17 protein-coding genes are annotated in these 20035 nt (G+C 47.1%); 6 read left to right on the forward strand and 11 right to left on the reverse strand.

Going from position 1 to position 20035, the window contains the following annotated elements; genetic code table 11:
• Nucleotides 1–12: 12 nt before the first annotated feature.
• From IEY34_RS26240 to IEY34_RS26260, 5 genes are all read left to right on the forward strand, one after another.
• Nucleotides 13–1113 carry a GerAB/ArcD/ProY family transporter gene (locus IEY34_RS26240; RefSeq protein ID WP_189017261.1) on the forward strand — a complete coding sequence of 367 codons (1101 nt, stop codon included), beginning with the start codon at nt 13–15 and terminating at the stop codon, nt 1111–1113.
• Nucleotides 1097–2323: a Ger(x)C family spore germination protein gene (locus IEY34_RS26245; protein ID WP_189017264.1), complete on the forward strand. Its 1227-nt coding sequence runs from the start codon at nt 1097–1099 to the stop codon at nt 2321–2323. The genes IEY34_RS26240 and IEY34_RS26245 overlap by 17 nt, the downstream gene beginning before the upstream one ends.
• Nucleotides 2324–2556: 233 nt before the next feature.
• Nucleotides 2557–2928 (forward strand): ArsR/SmtB family transcription factor, encoded by a 372-nt coding sequence (locus IEY34_RS26250; RefSeq protein WP_189017267.1) that lies wholly within the window; start codon nt 2557–2559, stop codon nt 2926–2928.
• A complete protein-coding gene (locus IEY34_RS26255; protein ID WP_189017271.1) occupies nt 2906–3415 on the forward strand; it encodes an SRPBCC domain-containing protein in 510 nt (169 codons plus the stop codon). Before IEY34_RS26250 ends, IEY34_RS26255 begins: the two co-directional genes overlap by 23 nt.
• 183 nt (nt 3416–3598) lie before the next feature.
• A complete protein-coding gene (locus IEY34_RS26260; protein WP_373291342.1) occupies nt 3599–4648 on the forward strand; it encodes an LLM class flavin-dependent oxidoreductase in 1050 nt (349 codons plus the stop codon).
• A 363-nt stretch (nt 4649–5011) separates the two neighbouring features.
• Here IEY34_RS26260 and IEY34_RS26265 read toward each other — a convergent pair whose 3' ends face one another.
• Entirely contained in the window at nt 5012–5545 is a 534-nt protein-coding gene (locus IEY34_RS26265; RefSeq protein WP_189017277.1) for a type 1 glutamine amidotransferase domain-containing protein, read from the reverse strand.
• A gap of 151 nt (nt 5546–5696) precedes the next feature.
• On the opposite strand from IEY34_RS26265, the gene IEY34_RS26270 reads away from it, so the two are divergent.
• Complete coding sequence (locus tag IEY34_RS26270; protein WP_189017280.1) at nt 5697–5882, forward strand: hypothetical protein; 186 nt, start codon at nt 5697–5699, stop codon at nt 5880–5882.
• Nucleotides 5883–6330: 448 nt separating this feature from the next.
• On the opposite strand, the gene IEY34_RS26275 is transcribed toward IEY34_RS26270, so the two are convergent.
• From IEY34_RS26275 to IEY34_RS26315, 10 genes are all read right to left on the reverse strand, one after another.
• The gene (locus tag IEY34_RS26275; protein ID WP_189017282.1) at nt 6331–7215 is read right to left on the reverse strand and encodes a carbohydrate ABC transporter permease; all 885 of its coding nucleotides are present in this window, start codon (nt 7213–7215) and stop codon (nt 6331–6333) included.
• Nucleotides 7216–7232: 17 nt separating this feature from the next.
• Nucleotides 7233–8123 carry an ABC transporter permease gene (locus IEY34_RS26280; protein ID WP_189017341.1) on the reverse strand — a complete coding sequence of 297 codons (891 nt, stop codon included), beginning with the start codon at nt 8121–8123 and terminating at the stop codon, nt 7233–7235.
• Nucleotides 8124–8195: 72 nt separating this feature from the next.
• Nucleotides 8196–9917 (reverse strand): extracellular solute-binding protein, encoded by a 1722-nt coding sequence (locus IEY34_RS26285; RefSeq protein WP_189017285.1) that lies wholly within the window; start codon nt 9915–9917, stop codon nt 8196–8198.
• Nucleotides 9918–10077: 160 nt separating this feature from the next.
• Nucleotides 10078–11181 carry a response regulator transcription factor gene (locus IEY34_RS26290; RefSeq protein WP_189017288.1) on the reverse strand — a complete coding sequence of 368 codons (1104 nt, stop codon included), beginning with the start codon at nt 11179–11181 and terminating at the stop codon, nt 10078–10080.
• Nucleotides 11174–12922, reverse strand: coding sequence for a sensor histidine kinase (locus IEY34_RS26295; protein WP_189017344.1), 1749 nt, complete (start codon nt 12920–12922; stop codon nt 11174–11176). Before IEY34_RS26295 ends, IEY34_RS26290 begins: the two co-directional genes overlap by 8 nt.
• A gap of 672 nt (nt 12923–13594) precedes the next feature.
• Complete coding sequence (locus tag IEY34_RS37375) at nt 13595–13729, reverse strand: hypothetical protein (protein ID WP_268240183.1); 135 nt, start codon at nt 13727–13729, stop codon at nt 13595–13597.
• A gap of 4 nt (nt 13730–13733) precedes the next feature.
• Nucleotides 13734–14144, reverse strand: a complete 411-nt coding sequence (locus IEY34_RS26300; protein ID WP_189017291.1) for an extracellular solute-binding protein — start codon at nt 14142–14144, stop codon at nt 13734–13736.
• Nucleotides 14145–14449: 305 nt separating this feature from the next.
• The gene (locus IEY34_RS26305) at nt 14450–15433 is read right to left on the reverse strand and encodes an SGNH/GDSL hydrolase family protein (RefSeq protein WP_189017294.1); all 984 of its coding nucleotides are present in this window, start codon (nt 15431–15433) and stop codon (nt 14450–14452) included.
• Nucleotides 15434–15460: 27 nt separating this feature from the next.
• Nucleotides 15461–17905, reverse strand: a complete 2445-nt coding sequence (locus IEY34_RS26310; RefSeq protein WP_189017297.1) for a hypothetical protein — start codon at nt 17903–17905, stop codon at nt 15461–15463.
• Nucleotides 17906–17910: 5 nt separating this feature from the next.
• On the reverse strand, nt 17911–19998 hold the full coding sequence (locus tag IEY34_RS26315; RefSeq protein WP_189017300.1) for a beta-galactosidase: 2088 nt from the start codon (nt 19996–19998) through the stop codon (nt 17911–17913).
• Nucleotides 19999–20035 lie beyond the last annotated feature (37 nt).

A 20035-nucleotide genomic window follows, 5' to 3' on the forward strand; every position in this document is an offset into this window, starting at 1 on the left:
GGAGGAACCTTCTTGCTCTCACCAAATCTGACGACCAAACAAACACTTTTGCTTCTTTGTTTTACTGTCTATGGCACGCTCTTTTTTACGCTGCCGCGCAACTTGACACAAGCAGCAGGACACAACGGCTGGCTATCGATTCTAATCGGCAGTCTATTGGTCATTCCGATTATCTGGTTAATCTCAGAAGTAGGCTCATCCATGCAGGAGAAAAGTATTATCGCCTATTGTTTAAGTCTATTCGGACCTATCTTTGGACGCGTCTTTGCGCTCCTGTTGCTAGGTCCTCTACTCCTTTTTTCAGCAATTACCGTCCGCATCATTACAGAATTATTCGTTACGCTAATACTGCCGGAGACTCCCCTCGAACTCATTATTATCATGATGCTAATTCTAAGATATTACTTAGCTCACGGCGGAATACTGTCCATTGCACGTTGGAGTGAGGTTATTTTACCTGGCATTGCTGCATTAATGCTGATTTTATTTGTACTCTCATTGGAAAATGTCGAGTTCCAGCGCATGCAGCCTCTTTTCAACGCCTCGATGCTGGCTACGCTCAAAGGCTCCTTGGGTATCTGCAGCGCGTTCTCGGAAATGACGCTGGTGCTATTTATTTATCCACAAGTCAAAAATAAAAGCAAAATGATTCATACGATGGTTTGGACAACAATTATCGTTACCTTTTCGTTCGAGATCGTCTTTCTTGTTACCTTGGGCACCTATGGCAGCGCATTTACGCAACGACTCACCTTCCCAGTTATGGAATTAATTAAAGATATTGCCATCTTTGAATTTATTGAACATCTGGAAAGTCCCTTTCTAGCGCTATGGATTTTCCTGAACTTAACCAAAGGGACATTCACCTTTTATTGTTGTTGTACCGGCTTCCAAGATTGGTTTGGAACTAGCCATTTTCGTGGCCTTATGATTCCGATAAGTGTAATTGTCTTCTATTTGTCTTTAATTCCTGACAACGTTTATAACGCCATAGTCGAATACGAAATTGCGAAAGGCGCGGTCTTCTGCTTCTACGCACTGCTTCTTCTAACCATTCTATGGCTTGCTGGCAAGTTGAAAGCAAGGAGATCCGCACATGAAGAAAACCGTTAAAACCATGCTCCTGCTAAGCTTGTTGCTAACTTTAACTACCGGTTGTTGGAATCGGCATGAATCTGATAAAGTCGAATATGTCTTAGCGGCGGGCATTGATATCAACGATCGTGGACAAATCGTGCTAACTGTCCTCACCCCCGTTCTAGAAGAAATGAAACCTTCCGGCGGGCTTAAGGGCGAACAAAAAAAAACCTTGAGTGTTGCAGGCAATACAACCTTCGAGGCAGCGCGCAATTATATTAAAATCACCGGAAGAAAGCTCTTCTGGGCTCATTTGCAGGTGCTCTTGATCGGCGAACAAGCGGCTAAAACCAATGCACGTCAATACTTGGACTTCTTCTCATCAGACCCCGAACTCCGGGGGACCGCTAATATCGCTATGGTGAGTGGACGTGCGTTGGATCTACTGGAATCCAGTCCTGATATTTCCACCCTATCTTCAAGATATATGAAAGACCTCTTGTCGAATACGGACTTGGAAGGCAAATCCAGTAAAGTATTGTTAACTGAATTCCTTCGCAAGCTTGCGGAACCTATCGGCGGCCAGCCTTTCATGCCGATTCTCCATTTAATCGAACAAAATGATTATGTAAAATCGATAGTCGGCATGAAGCCTTACCAAGGAAAAGATACCCATCAATCCTCCTTATTCTATGCTTCCGGCTCAGCCGTATTTCATAATGGTCAACTTGCAGGAACGTTGAGCGGTCAGGAGACACGAGGTTTTTTGTGGGCAATAGAAAAGTTGAAATCTGCGATCGTTGTAGTCCCCTGCCAGAACGAAAAGGATTGCCACATATCGCTAGAATTAGCGGGAGAGAAAAAGAGCGTCAGAAGGGTTACCTATACAGATGGCCAAGCCACCATCCGCGTTCATATTGCTTTGGAATTCAATATTGGCGACAAAGCGAGCACTACTTTCAAAACAGATGAGAAATCGATTGCCTATTTAGAGGAACAATTCGCCAAAAAGGTCGAAAACGAAGTGAAAGTGGCTTTCCAAAAAATAGCTGTGGACTATCAATCAGATATTTTTGCTTTCGGCAATTACTTGGAAGATAGGAATCCCAGGCAGTGGAAGCAAATCAAGGATCGATGGGAGGAGTCGATCCTACCGCATGCTGATCTTGATGTTCAAGTGAAAGCCAAGCTTCGGAGAACGTCCAGGAACTTGTATTCTCCCTGGGTGAAATCCCAGGAATTGTGAGAAACCCTCTCAGGTTTCACGCCCCTTCCGCCTATTCCGCCCCTTACTTCCATGCGTTGGCGGGGGTAAGTTAATCCCACTTAACAATATTCCTTGACAGGAATATTCCATTAGAGGTATATTTAATACAAGGACGGTACATACCTAAGAAACGAGGTGGCCTGATATGAAGGGACCCGCACACAGAGACCGTGACTTGAAGACACTCGATTTATTAAAGGAACATCACAACGATGGATATAACGACATTTAGCGCGCTGGCTGAACCTAATCGATTGCGTATTGTGGAGCTGCTGTTGGACGGCCCTCTGCCCGTTGGGGCAATCGCCGAACGGCTTGAACTCCAGCAACCGCAAGCCTCGAAACATTTGCGCGTACTGCTCGATGCCGGACTCGTCGAAGTTCAGGCCATGGCAAATCGGCGCAACTACAAGCTCCGCCTGGACCCCTTTCAGGAGTTGGATGCTTGGCTCAAAACATATCGCGTAGTATGGGATGAGCGATTTGACGCCTTGGAGAATTACCTGCAGAAACTAAAGTTAAAAGAACACAATACCAATTCAAATTCAGGAGGAATCCGCAATGACATCCAAAATGATAACTAAAATAGAAGGTCAAGTCCTTATTCTTGAGCGTGAGTTTCAAGCTCCTCGTGCGCTCGTCTTCAAAGCATTCTCAGAAGCTGAACATTTGAAGCAATGGTGGGGGCCTCGCGGCTGGGAAGTTACCGTTTGCACGGTCGACTTCCGCCCAGGCGGAATCTGGCACTACTGCATGAAATGTATGGATAAAAACCAAGGTGATTTTTACGGTTATGAATCTTGGGGCAAAGCCGTATATGGCGACATCGTCCCAGCTGAGAAAATCGACTATGTCGACTTCTTTTCGGATGCCGAGGGCAACGTAAAGGAAGATCTGCCATCCTCTGAAATTAGCATGTTGTTTGAAGAGCACGATGGGATAACAAAACTGATCAGCCGTTCTAAATATGCGTCTGCGGAAGCACTGCAGAAAGTAATGGACATGGGTATGGAGCAAGGTATCACAGAAACTTGGGATCGCTTATCCGAGCACTTGCAGTCCCTTCAATAAGGTTTGGTTCTATAAAAGAGCTTTCCTCAAGGCCCATTGGGCTTTGCGGGATAGCTCTTTTTATACATGTTCAGATGAATATCGCGTATTCTGCTTACTAAAGTTGAGAAACTAACAAAAAACGAGTAAACTATAACTTAGATAAGGAGGCGTCAAGATTACATGACCGATCAAATAGCAAACATGGAAATTGGAATTAGTACATTCTTAGAGACAACACCAGATCCCAAGACCGGAGAGGTGATGAGTCACGCCGAGCGACTGCGCAATGCAGTTGAGGAGATCGTGCTGGCTGATCAAGTAGGCTTGGATGTCTATGGCATTGGCGAGCATCATCGCGCCGATTATGCGGGAACTGCTCCAGCCGTCGTGCTGGCTGCCGCGGCCGCCATGACCAAGAATATCAGGCTGACCAGCGCGGTAACTGTGCTGTCCTCTGATGATCCCGTTCGCGTCTATCAAGCTTTCTCTACCCTTGACGGCATCTCCAATGGCCGCGCCGAAATCATGGCAGGTCGAGGCTCCTTCGTCGAATCCTTCCCGCTTTTCGGATATAGCCTAGAGGATTACGACGAATTATTCGAAGAAAATCTGGAGCTGCTGCTCGCGATCAGAGAATCGGAAAAGGTCACTTGGCGCGGCGGCCACCGCCCTGCCATTGACAATCTGGGCGTCTATCCCAGATCCGTGCAGAGCCCGCTTCCCGTATGGATTGCCAGTGGCGGGAATGCTCAATCCGCTGTGCGCGCCGGCATGCTGGGGCTTCCGATCGCCTTCGCCATCATCGGCGGCATGCCAGAGAGCTTCGCTCCCTTAGTCGCTCTCTACAAAGAAGCGGCTGTGCGCGCTGGGCATGACCCAAGCAAGCTGCAGATCGCAACGCATTCGCATGGTTTTGTAAGCGACACGACCGAGCAGGCTGCGGAGTCCTTCTTCGCTCCGACCCAAGCCCAAATGAATGTCATCGGACGTGAACGCGGCTGGGGACAAAGTTACAACCGAGCGACATTCGATGCCGCAAGAAGCCTCCGCGGGGCGCTTTATGTCGGAGATCCGGAATATGTGGCAGAGAAAATTCTGCTGCTGCGCAAAAACTTAGGCATCTCTCGTTTCTTCCTGCATGTGAACGTCGGCACAATGCCGCACCGTGAGGTTCTCCGCGCTATTGAATTGCTGGGCACCAAAGTTGCCCCTATCGTTCGCAAGGAGATAGCCCGTTTAGAGGCCAAATAAAGATCTTTGAGATAAACGGCTTCGCCTTCTTACGAGATGACCCTCTTAAAAGTGACAACTTTTTATTTAAAGGAACTCTAGGCCTCTATTTAGGCAAGTAGCGGGGATGCTAGGGTATTAGCGGAACTACAGGGTCTTATTTCCAAGAAAAACGCTCCATTTGCCTTGAAATAGCAAAATAGCAGACCGTAGTTCCCTCCCCCCCGCGATATGGGCAATTTTGGCTAGAATAGCGGATTGTAGTTCCCTCTGCGCGAGGTAGCACTCTCAGCTACATTTCCGTTCAAAAAAGAAAGTGTATAAGCCGTCACTGGCTTATACACTTTCTTTATTTAAGAGCATCGCCGGATCCGCGCGCTGAGATCAGTAAGCGACGACGCCGATTCGATTAATAATTTCCTGAATAAACGCTGGCTCGTCCTCCGGTGTGCGTGAGGTAATCAGATTGCCGTCCACCACGACTTCCTGGTCGACGAAAGTGCCTCCTGCCGCTCTGACCTCATCGGCAATTCCCGGATAGGCCGTCAACGTCCTGCCTTGCAGCAAGCCGGCTTTGGCAAGCACTTGCGGCCCATGGCAGATCGCTGCAATCGTCGTGCCCGCTTGATCGGCTTTTTGGACAAAAGCCAAAATATGTTCATTCTCCAGCAGCTTGGCCGGAGATTTCCCTCCAGGAATCACGACGGCTTGATAGTCTCCCGCATTCGCTTCCTCAGCGGCTAAATGCGCGGTATACGAAATCGTGCCTTTCTTGCCGTTTAGTTGTGCGCCTTTTTCCAAACTGATAATGACAACATCGGTTCCATTTTGCGTTAGCGCCTCGTAAGGATTCTTCATCTCTGAATCTTCGTAACCGTCTGCGAGTAGAAAAGCAACTTTCTTGACCATCATCTTCATCTAGATCCACTCCTCTTTTACATGTATTCACATGCTTACACTATACGATTACCCTTTTTGGCTATTTAAATAACAGACAACGGTTAGAGAATTGGAAAATCAGATTCTGAAACCGATAGTAAGGGTAAAAGATGAAGAGGAGGTGTTGATCATGACAAATTTTTTCAACGATAAAACGAATGAACAAAAGAAAACTCCAGAGATTACACCGGAGCTCATCCCAGAAATAAAGCCGGACGTCCCCCATGAGATTCAACCAGTGGTTACGCCCGAAATAACGCCGAAACAGGTGCCTGAGGTTCGACCTGAGAAAATTACAGAAATTCCGACGATGTGAGAAAATCAATCGTGACGCGGAAATAGGGCTTCCCCCTGCTGGCCAATGCCCTTTGGGGGGAAGCCCCATGTGTACGAAAAGCCTGATGAACGGAAGCACTAATGAACTCAATAACCTTTATTTGATTAAAATGGGCACATTTGAATTTATAACGAATCCCAAATGCTTTATTTCACGCAAATGATCACGATTCCGCCTATTAATTACTGCATAACGCCGTTTCAGTTCGTTAAATTTCTAAAGAGGCCGTTTTCTCGTCTATAAGCATCATACAATTCGTTAGCTATGGCCGACTGGGTGACTGATTGGGTGACCTTGGGTGACCTTGGTAACTGACTGACTGGCTGACTTTAGACGTACATGCTGCCGCATCCGCCCAACAAACCAGCTACTTTCCCTTGCAGCAACTCTACCCGTTCTCCCCACCATCTATCTAACTCCGTCATCCCTACTCTTTGACCGATCCTAACGTGATCCCATGAATAAAGAATCGCTGCAGAAACGGATAAATCACTAAAACCGGGATCATCGCAATAAATATTTTGGCGGAGTTCAAGGTCTGATTGGACAGCTCACTCATCTTCTGAATTTGCTCCGCTGTCATCGTATTGGCATCGACAATGACCACCAATTGCTGAATATAAGTCTGCAGCGGATAATGATCCGCGTTGGACATCAGCACAAGGCCGTTAAAAAATTCATTCCAGTGATACACGATGCTAAACAAGGTGACAGTCGCCAGAACGGGGACGGCTAACGGAATAAATATTTTGATCAACATGTACCAAGGACCTGCCCCATCTACAAGCGCAGCTTCCTCCAGCTCTTTAGGTAAATTGCGGAAATAATTGATAACCAGGATCACACTGAAAATCGGCACGCTGTTGCCAAGCACCAACGCCCAAATATTGTTGATTAAACCTAATGATTTGACCGTTTGATACCACGGAATCAATCCCCCGTTGAACAGCATCGTGAAGACCAGAATCCACATGAGCACATTGCGGAACGGCAAATCCTTGGCATTTTTGGATAACGGATAACCCATCAGAATAATAATGACGAAATTGAGACTCGAACCTAGAACGACACGTTGAATGGAAATCCAGAAGGAATTGAAAAATTTGCTGTCACCCATGATCTCCTGATACGAGTTGAAATTAAAGCCCACAGGCCATAGACTGACCTGCCCTGATGAAGCAGCCGCATTATCACTCAATGAGACGGCCAGTGTATACCACAACGGCAGCACACACATGATGGCGATCCCGACCAGCAGCACGATGAGCACAAGATCGAATGCTTTGGAGCCGAGTGTTGTCTCTTTAACCATAGCCATGCTCCTTTATATTAAAAAATACGATAATTTGCAAACTTAGCAGCTAGAAAATAGGACGTCGTAATTAGCACAAAACTAATGACCGATTTCAATAATCCCATAGCCGTGGCCAGTCCATATTGTAAATTCAGCAATCCTGTCCGATAGACCCAGGTATCAATAATATCACCGCTTGAATACACAAGTGGATTATACAGATTAAAGATTTGATCGAAACCTGCGTTGAGCACATTGCCCAAACTGAGGACAGAAAGCAAGATAACCGTCGTCATGATACCGGGAAGCGTGACATGCCTTAATCGCTGCCACCGCGATGCGCCATCTATCGCCGCAGCTTCGTAGAGTGAAGGATTAATACCGGTTAAAGCGGCCAAAAAGATAATTGTATTAAACCCAAATTCCTTCCAAACATCACTGCCTACAATGATAAAAGGAAACAATTCCGCCTTGCCAAAAAATAAGGTCGGGCTGATGCCAAAGATGCCCAAAATTCCGTTTACAGGACCTTTATAAGACAATACGTCCAAAAGGATGCCGGAAAGAATGACCCACGATAAGAAATGCGGCAAGTAAACAATCGTTTGCACCCATCTTTTTAAGATGGCAATCCGTAATTCATTCAGCATCAGTGCAAAGACAAGCGGCACAATCATGTTCGCAATAATTTTCATAACAGCAATAAACAGCGTGTTAAAAAAGACGGTTTTGCTATCGTTGAGCGTAAACATATACCGAAAATTCTCCAACCCAACCCAATCCGAATGAAACATGCCTAACCCTGGATTAAAATCTTGAAAAGCAATCACGATTCCGAACATAGGGACAATGCTGAATAGCGTCAACCAGATAAAGCCTGGAAGCAGCATAAGATAATAATGTTTGGCAAACCCTTTCGTAACCATCCGATTCATCACTTCCATTCTCTCTGTTGTGAAGCGAAGGCGCCAGCTTGCACTGACGCCTCCAAGGTTAGCTTACTTGGCTATTTCATCGATTTCCGCTAGAATCTGATCTCCGCCCTGCTTCTTCCAGTCCTGAACAAACTTATCGAAAGAATCAAGCGGTGCAGCCCCCATAATAATTTTCAGGAATGTTTCCTTTTCCAACTTATCCAGTGTAGCCCACTTGCTTTCCGTCGTTTTCGTTTGTGAATAAGTCACACTATACATTTTCTTGAATGGCTGTTGCAGTGGAGCCATGCCTACCAATGTGGAATACATTCTTTTCCAAGCGCCTAGGTCGGCATTAGGATTCCAATATTGAATATCCACCTTATCGTAAGGTTCAAGCTTCACTTTTTTTATGTTCTCGGCATCCGCTTTCAGCAGCTTGTAGCCTGGAAGGTCAAGCTCTTCCGGTTTTTTGGTGCCCGCCAGAACCTCTTTTATCATTTTGTACGTAACATCCATTTCATCCATCGGAGCAAAAACAATACGTAAAGGGTAGTTGCCAATATTCACTTTGACATCAAATTTGGATTCATCACGAAGCAGCAAATTTTCCATCTGAATAGCAGCTTCTGGATGCTCGTATCCTTTGCGGACAACCAGATACTGATTCGTTGGGTTCCCCATATGCGGTGTAAATTCCCCATTCACATCCAGCGGTGCGGCATAGGCTTGCCAGTTTGCTTTGGGATTATTTTTGATCGCATCGGCCAAAGGACCATAACCGCCGGCCCACCACAAGCCAAAGTAAATTCCGGACGTGCCATTTTTAATTAACTCCTGAGCATCCTTGCGGATAGTCATTTCTTTGTCTATTAAGCCTTTGGCATATAAATCGCGGAGCTTGGAGAGCGCTTGCTTCGTTTCCGGCTGCAAAGAGCCGTAGGCCGTTTTCCCGTCTGCCCCTTTTACCCAAAATCCTGGATAGGAATGGTAGGAGGCAAAGATCGGATCGAAACCATAGTTATTATTATTAGGATTAATAAAATCCGCGTTCAGCAATCCCCCAAGTTGAGGACCTGTGATCCCGATCGTATCCGCTTTACCGTTGCCATCAGGATCTTGTTCGACGAATGCTTTGGCTACTTTCTCCAGATCATCCATCGTTTTGGGCGGCTGCAAGCCTAGTTTATCCAACCAATCCTTGCGGATCCACATCATATGAACCATGTCAGATTCGGTCGTAACGTTCGGAAGGGCATACATCTTGCCGTCAACGGTAACCGATTTCAGGGCAAGTCCTTGCGTCGTTTCAATGATATGCTTGAGCGCAGGTGAGGCATATTTGTTATAAACCTCGGTGAGATCAGCGAGCTGCCCACTTTTCACCATTTGCCTGAATTGGGTATCTTTCACGACCAGAGCATCCGGCAAATCATTGCTGGCAATGGATAGATTCACCTTCTGATCGTAGTCTTTGCCCGTGGCGGCCTGCCAAACGATTTTCGTATCAATATTCAAATTCTCTTTGATATAACGGGTGTACGGGTTGCTTTCCGGGGAATCTCCGGCTGGCAAACTCTTATCTGCGGCGTCAACATCTTTGCCTATCTTGATCGTTATCGGCTTCGCCGATTTGGCGAATGGACCTGCCTCACCAGACGCAGCAGCTGTCTGTGTGCCACCTGTTGCTGCCGGTACAGCAGAAGCTTTTGGTGATTCTTTCGTTTTGCCTGCATCCGAACAAGCGGATAATACAACTAGCATGCCAGCGAGCAGCAGCAGCATACTTTTTTTAGACTTGCTCATGTGAAGCCCCTTCTTTCGCTTTTAGAATTTGTCTACACCCTAAAAGTATCATGTAATCTGACCTATGATGGATAGAAAGCGGTTACAGATATAGAGGGGTAAATGACTGCTAATCACACAATCTTCTTCCCCATTTGCGCTCCAATCCGCATTTTTCCCTCTAATTATCGGACATTTCTCTACCCATGGTAGCTTTCTGTCGATATTCACTCGGCAATTGACCTGTCTGCTCCCGAAACGTGCGGCTAAAATACTTCTCATCCATATACCCCACTTGCTCGGCAATCAAGGCAATCGTTTGATTCGTATAGTGCAGAAGTTCCTTGGCTTTCTCCATGCGATTATGGCGCAAATGCTCACTGAAACTGATGCCAACGATTTCTTTGAAGCACTGACTGAAGTAGCTTCTGCTCATATTCACCCTTTTGGCGATATGCGATGCAGTCGTTTGCTCGCCCAAATCTTCCTGCGCAATATGCACAGCTTTGATAATACAAGCCACAACTTCCTGGGAGAATGATGGCTTCTCCATAGCTTTCCTAATCAATTCGCGTGTTTGCGCGAACCACTCGTCCACCTCACGCCAATTCCCAAAAGCGTCCGGCAGCTGAATATCCACCTTATGCACACGATTAAATAGCAAATTCCACTTATCGATCAACGCATACAGCAGCCCCATCAACTTCGTTGGCGGCAGCAACAAGTGCTTCAAATCTTGCCTATAGCTGGCAAATACCTGGTCTTGATAAATCCACTCGTGCCCAGACCATTGTTCCTTCACCAAAGATAAGTCCTTCTCGGTAACGTCCAATTGAGCTGAGATCCAACCTGCCTGAACCTCCTCATCATAAAAGGTCGCTTGGGCTGGGGGAACCTGCTTCTGCTCTTCCAGAATCCGTTTATGAATTCTTCCCAGCACTTCATCAAAAATCTCTTTTTCCAACTGAACCTTGGCAATATAATCAATAGCTCCCAGCCGCAAAACCTCTTGAATATATTCAAAATTCTGATGGAACGTTAACACGACGGTATGCATGTGGGGGTATTGCTTACGAACAATCTTCAGCAGTTCAATCCCCGACATAACGGGCATAGCCAAATCCGTCAACAGTAGATCCACCGCATTCGCTGCCAGAAACTCCAGCGCTTTCTCACCGTTGCTCGCTTCTCCCACAACCTCCATATCAAATCGGTTCCAAGGCATCGCTGAGATAAGCCCTTTTCGCACCAATTTATCATCATCGACAATTAACACTTTAATCATGACGAGCTTTCACCTCCGTAATAGGTAATGACACCGTTATCGTTGTCCCTTTTCCACGTATGCTTTGAATTCGCAGTTCTGCTTGGTCCCCGTATTGCGACTCGAGCATTCGCTTCACATAATTCAGTCCAATGCCCATGCCGACTTTCGTGTTCTCAGCATCTGGATTGTTCAACAATTTGTGAATCGTTTCATCTGACATACCTGAGCCATTATCCCGAATGGCAATCTGAATTGCGCTGTTTTGCGTGACATCCACCCTAATATAGCCATCATCGCTTAACCCATGGTAGAGTGAATTCTCAACAAGCGGCTGCAAAATAAACCGCGGAATCGGCACATCCCACACCTCTTGATCGACATGCATTTGCACATCAAATTTAAAATCGTAGCGAATTTGTTGTAAGATCAAATATTGCTTTAAAGCTTCAATTTCCTCCTTAATCGTTGAGGCCTGTCCCAGCTTCCCCAGATTGTAATGCAGCAGCTTATTGAGTGATGACACCAGTCGATCGATCTCCGTCTGCCCGTTCATAAGCGCTAACCAATGCACTGTATCCAGCGTATTCATTAGAAAATGCGGATTAATTTGGTAGAGCAGCTTTTCGACTTCCAAATCGACCCTTCGCTTCTCCTTCAACTCTACCTCGGCGAATAACGTCCATATTTGCTCCTTCATTGAACGAAATTGATGCAATAAGAAATCAAACTCGGGAATATTCGTTTTGACCGCTACCGTCTGCGCTCTGCTTTGAGCCATTAGCTTGATTTCTTTATTAAAACCATTTAAAGGACGATAGACCATCTTCCATAGAAGCCAAGCCAACAGCAAACTCATGCCTAGAAAAATCAGCGAAAACAAAGCAATTTGTACAAACCATTGATTCATTTCTTTGTTGTAATCGGCTTTTGGAATCATGGAGACCAGGCTCCAGCCTTGATTGCTAACTTGCCTGAACCAGTAATAATCCGTGAGCGTGCCAAAGGTTTGATTTGGGGCAAAATTAGGGAATATCGTATCTTTCGCAAATACGTCAGGCAGTTCGCTAAACGCAATCCGCCCCTTATTATCGAGAAAAATATGCGAATTTACGCCGCCAAATTGATCGCTGTTCAAAATATTTTGCGTCAAATGAAATCCCGTTTCAATATACACATAAACATCATCCCGCAGAGGCAAATCCACCTTGCGCATCGCAGACAGCACGAACTGATTATCAAACCGATTGTTGCTGACATGCGGCCCATAATAAGAAATTCCCGAGTATTCAGCGAGCAGCGGCAGATTCTCCGGCGTGAACTTCTCCTTCACAGCCGAATTCTCAAGATCATACGTACGATCATTCTGAAAATAATACAACGTTAACCCGATGTTTGGATTCGTGAACGTGACTAAACTTAGTTCATCCTTCAAATCACTGATCATTTGCGACCGTTCAAACGATTGACTGACCGGAAGCTGCAGCATCTCATCCAGCTTCTTGCCCACGCTTCCGGCAAAAGCAAGCTGCTGCGAGACATGATTCAAGTTGCTTATCGTGCTTTCCAGGGACAACTCCACTTGCTTCAAATTGCTTTGAATCCCATTCTGAATTTTGTTCGTCAGAATCGAATAAATCGTGTAGTAGGAAATAAGCACAATACAAATAAACGGAATTGACGTGCTGAATAAGAAGATAATAAAAATCCTCTTCTTTAAAGTTAAATAATCCGTTAATGCCGACTTCACCTTCGCGCTCATGTTGCCTATCAAATGAAGTCCCTCCTCCCATGTCACTTTGTTCACCCTTTGAACTAATTCGCGGATAAACACCTATTTCCTCTATGCGCCAAAAATAGCTAATGGGATGGTTGGGGCTGGCTTTTGTTGAATCTTAACGCTGTGGAACAACGTTACGGAGGGAGAATTCGCGCGGATGCAGCAGATTTGCGCTGTTAAGGTTGAAATACAGCGTTAAAGTGGAAGTATGTGCGGAAAACGCATCTATAACGCTGTAAAACATGCTTAAAGCTGGGGAACAGCTACTTGAAAGCGGTCGCATCAGGTTTTAAGATTGAAATACAGCGTTAAAGTGGAAGTATGTGCGGAAAACGCATCTGTAACGCTGTAAAACAGCGTTACAGAACAAACTGGCTACTTTACCTTACACCTACTCTATGCGTTCTCCCAACCCTCTATCTAGCTCTATCAACAGAACAAATGCAGACTCCAGAGGAATCGTAGATCCTCTATATTGGTTGAATCCACGCAATAGAAGCCTTCTGCCGATTTGTCACAAATAGCGCATCCTGGTTCCTCTAAGTTGGGCGTGCTGCCGCATCGTCCAACCTAATCAGCTACTTTACCTTACACCTACTCTATGCGTTCTCCCAAACTTCTATCTAGCTCCACCAACAGAACAAATTCGTACGCCTACCGTTTACGGTCCCGTTCCAGCGCTTGCTGCTGGATCTGGATCGCCCGGTCGATCTTCAGGGCTTTGAGCTGGCCGACATAGCTGTCGAAAGTGTCGGGGGATTCAACGCGGAGGATGATTTTCAGCGACATTTCGTCAACAAGCGTCGTCACCTCGAATAAAAGGGAAGGCGTAATAACTGCCATTATCGGTTTTGATCAATTTGTCGACCTCTGGATGTTCTTTCAAATACTTCATCAAATTCGGCGCATATTTATCAAATAGATCATTCAGTTTAAGAATGTAGCCATCCTTAATGGCTTTCTCAGGTCCTCCTGGGAAATCATTCAGGAAGTTATATTCGATCATATCCGGCAAATCTCCGGAAGCAAGCATCACGTTAAGTGCTTCCTTCACTTGACCTGTCGGCGGCGCTGTGAATTTCACTGGCACGCCCGTTTTCTTCTGCCAATCTTGGAAGAAAGGCACCTCGCTATGCGCGGTTTTCACGCCGGTAAGATTTCCGTTCATTTCTCCCCAATAGGTCAGCGTTTTATCTGTTTTCATCGGATACGTTGTTGCTGTCGTCGCAGCAGGCTCTTGTGTATCTGTTGTTGGTTTCGTATCTGCCTTCGAGCATTTTCTTCATTCAAATGACCCTCCAAATGTGTAGTAGGAAATGTGAGATGCATCTCTTTCCTAAGACTAAGGGATGGGGCCGCCGTGCGATATGAGCAAAAACCGAAAAACCATGCTGATTTCAACATGGCCGATAGACGATTTCACAAATTTCATGGGTAAAAAAAGAAAAGAGCCTTCCCCAGGAAGCCGTATTTCAACCTTGGGGAAAGCTCTTATTCTTTAAGTAAAACCTATACCAAGCTCGACAACGCCTTCGCGTACAGAGCATGTCCGTACTCATTGGGGTGGTTGATGTGATTTATGAGCAGACTTGCTTGTGATTTGCCTGCCGCCAGCTCTTGTTGCCACAGTTGCTGAACATCAGCAAGCCCTACCTTGTAGGTTCGGGCTAATCGGCGCAAGGCATCCGCATAGTCAGTCACATTCTCGCTGGCAAAATGCCACTCAGCGTTAGGCAGACAAGGTGTAATCAAAATAATAACAGCGTCTGTCTGCGCCTGAATACGTTCAATCATTGCAGCTACATTCTGTTCATACGCCTGAAGAGGCACGCCGTTGCCACCGGATTCACTCACATTCTGGTCATTCATACCATAACCGATTGTCACCAAATCAGGGTTAGCTGCGATCACATCCGCTTGCAGACGCCGCAAGCCGCTTGGGCTGGCTTCACCGCTAATGGCTTTATTCGTCAAAGTTACTTCCGCATGAGGGAATTGCTTCCGCAGATGCTCTCTGAAACGTTCAGCGAAAGTATGCTGCGGATTTAGGATCTCTGCGCCCGCCGAGATGCTGTCACCCAACACAACATAGGAGATAGCCTCTTTCTCTTGCAGCTTGTCCGTCCATTGGGTTGACAGGCCGCCCAAAGCGGCTTCTCCCTCGTTAGGCGCTTCGTAATCGTAGTCCGCATAAACGGTAAACAAACGGTTAGAAACATTGGCATATTCACGATGGTCAAACTTTGGCAAACCGTAAAGCGGATGCTGCTGCCAATCAGGCAATCGCCCACTCGCTATTCGGGTAAGGGTTCCCTTCACATAGTCAACTGTATAGTCGATTCCCTCAGCGTATGTGATGGAATCTGGGGTAGAATCTCCCGGTTGACTCCTAAGGTGAATGCCACCCTCTCCGGAAAGTGGCATAAACCGCATGATTTGTTGTTCCGTTCCAGTGAATACAAACGTTTCCCCGATCTGTCTGCTAATCCCCACTCTGACACACTCCTACTAAATCAATGATTACCAGAGTATATCAATTTTACCTGTAATCCCCTTCAGCAGTAACTGGTCTTGGTGTACGGATCCAGATAAATCCAAATACTCTTTGTCATTCAATCGTACTTCTACATTCCCGTTCTGTAAAGCCTCTACCGGAGGAAAAATAGTTACATCTGCGTTGCTTAAATGCCAAACCGACAGATTGCGATGGGATTGCCTCTTCCACGTTGGAAAGGCTTGATTTTCCCGACAGAGAACCTTTGTTCGGTCTGTTTGGGAGACGAAGATGCGGCACTCCTCATGGAAAGTTCGATCCAATGCATACAGCCCTGTCGCTTCCCCCAACTGAACCGATTGCCCGGGAAATAAAGGCACGCCTTCCGGTGTTCCTAACTGCAATTGCACTGTCGTATCTTGTTTACAACCTGTGAACCAGAACGCGTTCTCGTGACGTGACACGAAGAAGAGCGCTGATTGCGAAGACTGATTTTGTTTCCTTTGAGTTATCGCGTATCCAAACAGTTGGAGCATATATCGCAGAAGCACAGAGGAATCATAGCATTCATCTGGCTGCCGAACTGGCAAGTGAGTGACACCCGCAGGCTGATACGGCAAGGAACCGCGCATCCAGCCCATTCGCCCTTTGTTTACCGTTCTCGATATAGCAAACACGCGTTCCCTTCCCTGTTGAGTCGCAACTGCGTGAACCTGCGCATTCGAACCTGCGCGCAAGGTGAGCGCAAGACCTCCATCACCAATTTCGGCACGATGCCTGAGCAGATGCGTTGGCTCGTTATTGTCCACTTCATCTTGCTTCAACGAAATATGGAGTTGGAAATCCCCTTCCAGCTCGTCTGCTCTTGTAAGTTGCAGCAGTTCCAGTAAGGCCGGTTCGCGGACATCACCATAAAATAAGACTTGAGCGCCCTCTTGAATAAGTTCTTCGATCTCAGAAAGTCGCTCTGCGCTCAATCCCAATGTCGATATAAGCAGCACGGTGCCTTTCATCTTGGCTTTAGCTTCCTCACTCATCGTACGGAACGTATCCGTCCCTAGGACTGTATTCAGCGGCAAGCCTTCATTAATCGCATTGCGAATCAGCCAGTCGTGGAAAAATATGCTTCCAGTTGCCTGATTGTCTGCCTTCGCCGCTTCATGAATCTCACGGAACGGGTACAGCCATGTGACAAGTCCTGGTTGATCGGGCGCATCCTTGAACGCTTTCTGAATGTGTGGAAGGATTTCCGCCGCAGCTTCGCCATCCAGCTCGCCATATTCCGTATCAATCGTGAGAATTTGAACAACACCAGGCGGCTCAACATCGCCATTCGCATTCACCCTTGCTGCTGCGAGTGGACAATAAATGTCGTGCGGCTCACGATCATAGTAATCCCACCAAGGATTTTGCCAGAACCAAGGATCATTGGCATAGAACCGGTAGAAATACGTATCTTTAGGAATCTCCGCTATTTTGGATAAATGCCCCGTTATTTCCAGTCCGAAATCATAGTTAAGCGCTCCCCATGGCGAATTCGGCGCCGGATATTCGAGATACTCTCTATCATAAAGATCGAGCATGGGAATATAATCTTTGGCGATATCCATTCCTGTTCCATAATTAGTGCCTCTGATTTCTGTGCGGATGCCAGGACATTCCCGCTTGAAGATGTCCCAAAACGAAAGCATTTTGGACGAAATTTCTTCGTAATTAGCAATCCCCAGATTGGTCCCGTCATAATTAGCGCCCAAATATGTCCATGGGAAATACGAAATCGCAAAGCCATTGGAAAACCAGATGTAATCAAAGCCAAGCGCCGGCAAATAATGGTGGCATTGCTTGCCAAGAAACTCGCCGAACGGCAAATCTTCCGGAATGCCATTCGGATAGGCGGCATAGCTGACGGCATCGGATTGCAGCTTCGACCAACTGCACACAACGGTGTAGTGTGATTTCAGATTTACATAAGTTCCGCCGAGCTCTGCGCGATTAATCTCTGGATGGTCCTTATATTTGAAATTCGAGTAGGCAAATTCCGGTCCGGCATCGAAGGTGGCTCCAACCTCCATCTGCACGCCATACTGCTGCTTAGCGATCCGCTTAATTGAGGCAATAACTCGCTTGAGATCCCCGTAAGTGAATGAAACCGGGGACTCCGTATAAAGCTTGACAATATGGGGGTCATTTGTATCAGACACATGACTGAACATCTCTTCATTCGCGAACCCAATATACCGCGCCCACTCGAAGGGCTGTTTCAAATCATCGTTCCATGTGAGAATTTCACTGCCATCGGAAACCCAGAGCAGCATCGAGGCGGTTTCCGCCATATCGAGCAGCGGCTGCCACTGGCGAAGAGCCTCTGTAATGACGGCGTCGATCGCCGACGGTTCTAGACTTTTGAAAGGTTTTAGGCTCATTTCTAATGAAGCCCGTTTGAGCTTCTTGTTGGTAGGATGGGTAGGCAATTCCTTCATCTCCTTGGACCTTGTTGTTGTTGGAAAAAGAGAACCGTCACATCTTCCTGCGCCATTTGGCAAGGCAGCGTCTCACTCGCTTTCACTCCCAAGGCCAACGCTTCCCCCGTCTTCGTAAGACTTTTGAGTTGACCTGCTACCGCAAACGACAGGTTGGCTGTCGTTTCATGCCCCTTATTCATAATAATTAAGATAACGCCTTCGGGATGCTCCAACGTTCTCATCCTCAAATTCGCATGGCTGTTCGCCAGCCTGACAGTTCCATCGATGCGTTTACCCGCGTGCTCTTGAAGCAGGGACAACAAGCGGACATCCGGTTTAGCAAAATAGTGTTGGAAAAAGTTGGTGCCTATCCGAATGACTTGACCACCTGATCCACATTCCTCTTTGACCATGGCCGCACTTCCATCTGCGAATCGTCCCCAGACTTCAGCGCCACCCAGCGGCTCTAGCGGCAGCCGATAAAACCAACCCGGCCATTCGGCGCCATCAAGTCCAGTAATGCTAAAGGGCTCTCCAACTGTTACAATATCCTTGAATTGAGCTCCCAGCAGATGGGATGCTTCAAGCATCGTAGCCGGATCCAATTTGCCATTGCGGTCTTTCATTCCGATCAGTCCATCGGCGATTAACAAACCGCCACGACTTACATAAGCCCTAAGTACTGCTATTTCTGCCAACCCAAGCACAATCGTATTCGGCAGTACGAACACCTGGATCGCTTCCGGTATCCCCTCATGTACCAACCGATCTTCATTGATAAAGATGACATCCGCAGACAGGTCAGAGAACATGAGATACGTGCCTGCCAGCGCATCCGCATACATATTGACATTGCGCGGATTGCCGGGGTCATGACCAGTGCCTTCAACAGCTCCGAGCGCCCAGGAGGCTTCCGAATATAGCACCATGACACGCGCTGCTTCGCTTTTGCTCAGATCGAACAATGGCTGATGCTCCGCAATGACGCCAGCTGCTTCCTTCACGGCCTCGAGCCTTGGCGATGAACCGCCCCACGGGTTCAGAAGCGCCCATTCCCCTGCTTCGTAGCCCGAATTCCGGGCATTGAAGCACCAGAAGACAACGGCTTTGGCCCCGCTGCCCAAGCCCTCCCAGATCCATTCGCGGATAACTTCCTTGGATGGTGTGTAAGCTTGGCCGGCGGAGTATAATGTCAGCCCGCCCTGAAGCTCTGTGACCCAGAATTTCCCGTCCGCGTGGCGCGTTGCGCTCTTCATCAAGTCGGCGAAGAAAGCGACCGACTGTCCCCACCTCTTCTCCGGAAAGCGGAGCGAATGCCACATCGGATGCGCCGAACAACCGAGGAAATCAACGACCTCGCTTTGCTGCCAGATGGATTGTCCCCCGACTTGCATCTCAGCCCCAAGATTATGCGGATTAATGTGGACCTCGTGGCTAGAGCCATTTTCCCGAATAACATCCCTGATCCAAGCCAGCTGCTGATTCATGTTGTACACAGAAAACCGCGACCAACTGAGTCGTTCGGCAAAAGATTGAAATGGCTGCGCATTCAGCTGACTCCCCTCATCGTCATCCGCTGCCAACGCCTCGAAGCTTTCGTATTGCGTATACGAAATTTGATTATAAGCTTCGATCGTATCGAAGTTCTCACGGATGTACCTTGCATAGGCCTGCATAGCAAATTTGCTCTTAGTTATATAACGGGTAGGCTCGTTCCACAAAATCCAGGAGTCCAGCGCAGGATGGTTCCCATAACGCTGAGCGATCTTCTCCACATAGCCACGTGCTTTGGTTTGGTAGGCCGGATCATCCAAATCCGTGACAGATTGCGGGCCATCGGTCAATTTCATCCAACCGGGAGGACTTATCGACATCAGCGTGGGAACCACCTTCAGCCCACATATTGAAGCTTCATCCAAACAAGCATCATAGGAACCAAATTGCCATTCCCCTGCTCGCGGTTCCACCTGTTCCCAGATCATAAACAGCCGAATCACCGTAAGACCGTGTTCCTGCATGCTTCTTACCCAGACTCTCACTGCTTCTTCTGTATCATCTTTGTTAATAAACAATTGACTGCCTATTCGCAAGGACTCACCCATCTTGTCTAACTCCCCTTCGGTTTCTCCCTAGTGCCTT

Origin of the sequence: Paenibacillus marchantiophytorum, from assembly GCF_014640555.1 — a bacterium.
Lineage (GTDB): Bacteria > Bacillota > Bacilli > Paenibacillales > NBRC-103111 > Paenibacillus_E > Paenibacillus_E marchantiophytorum.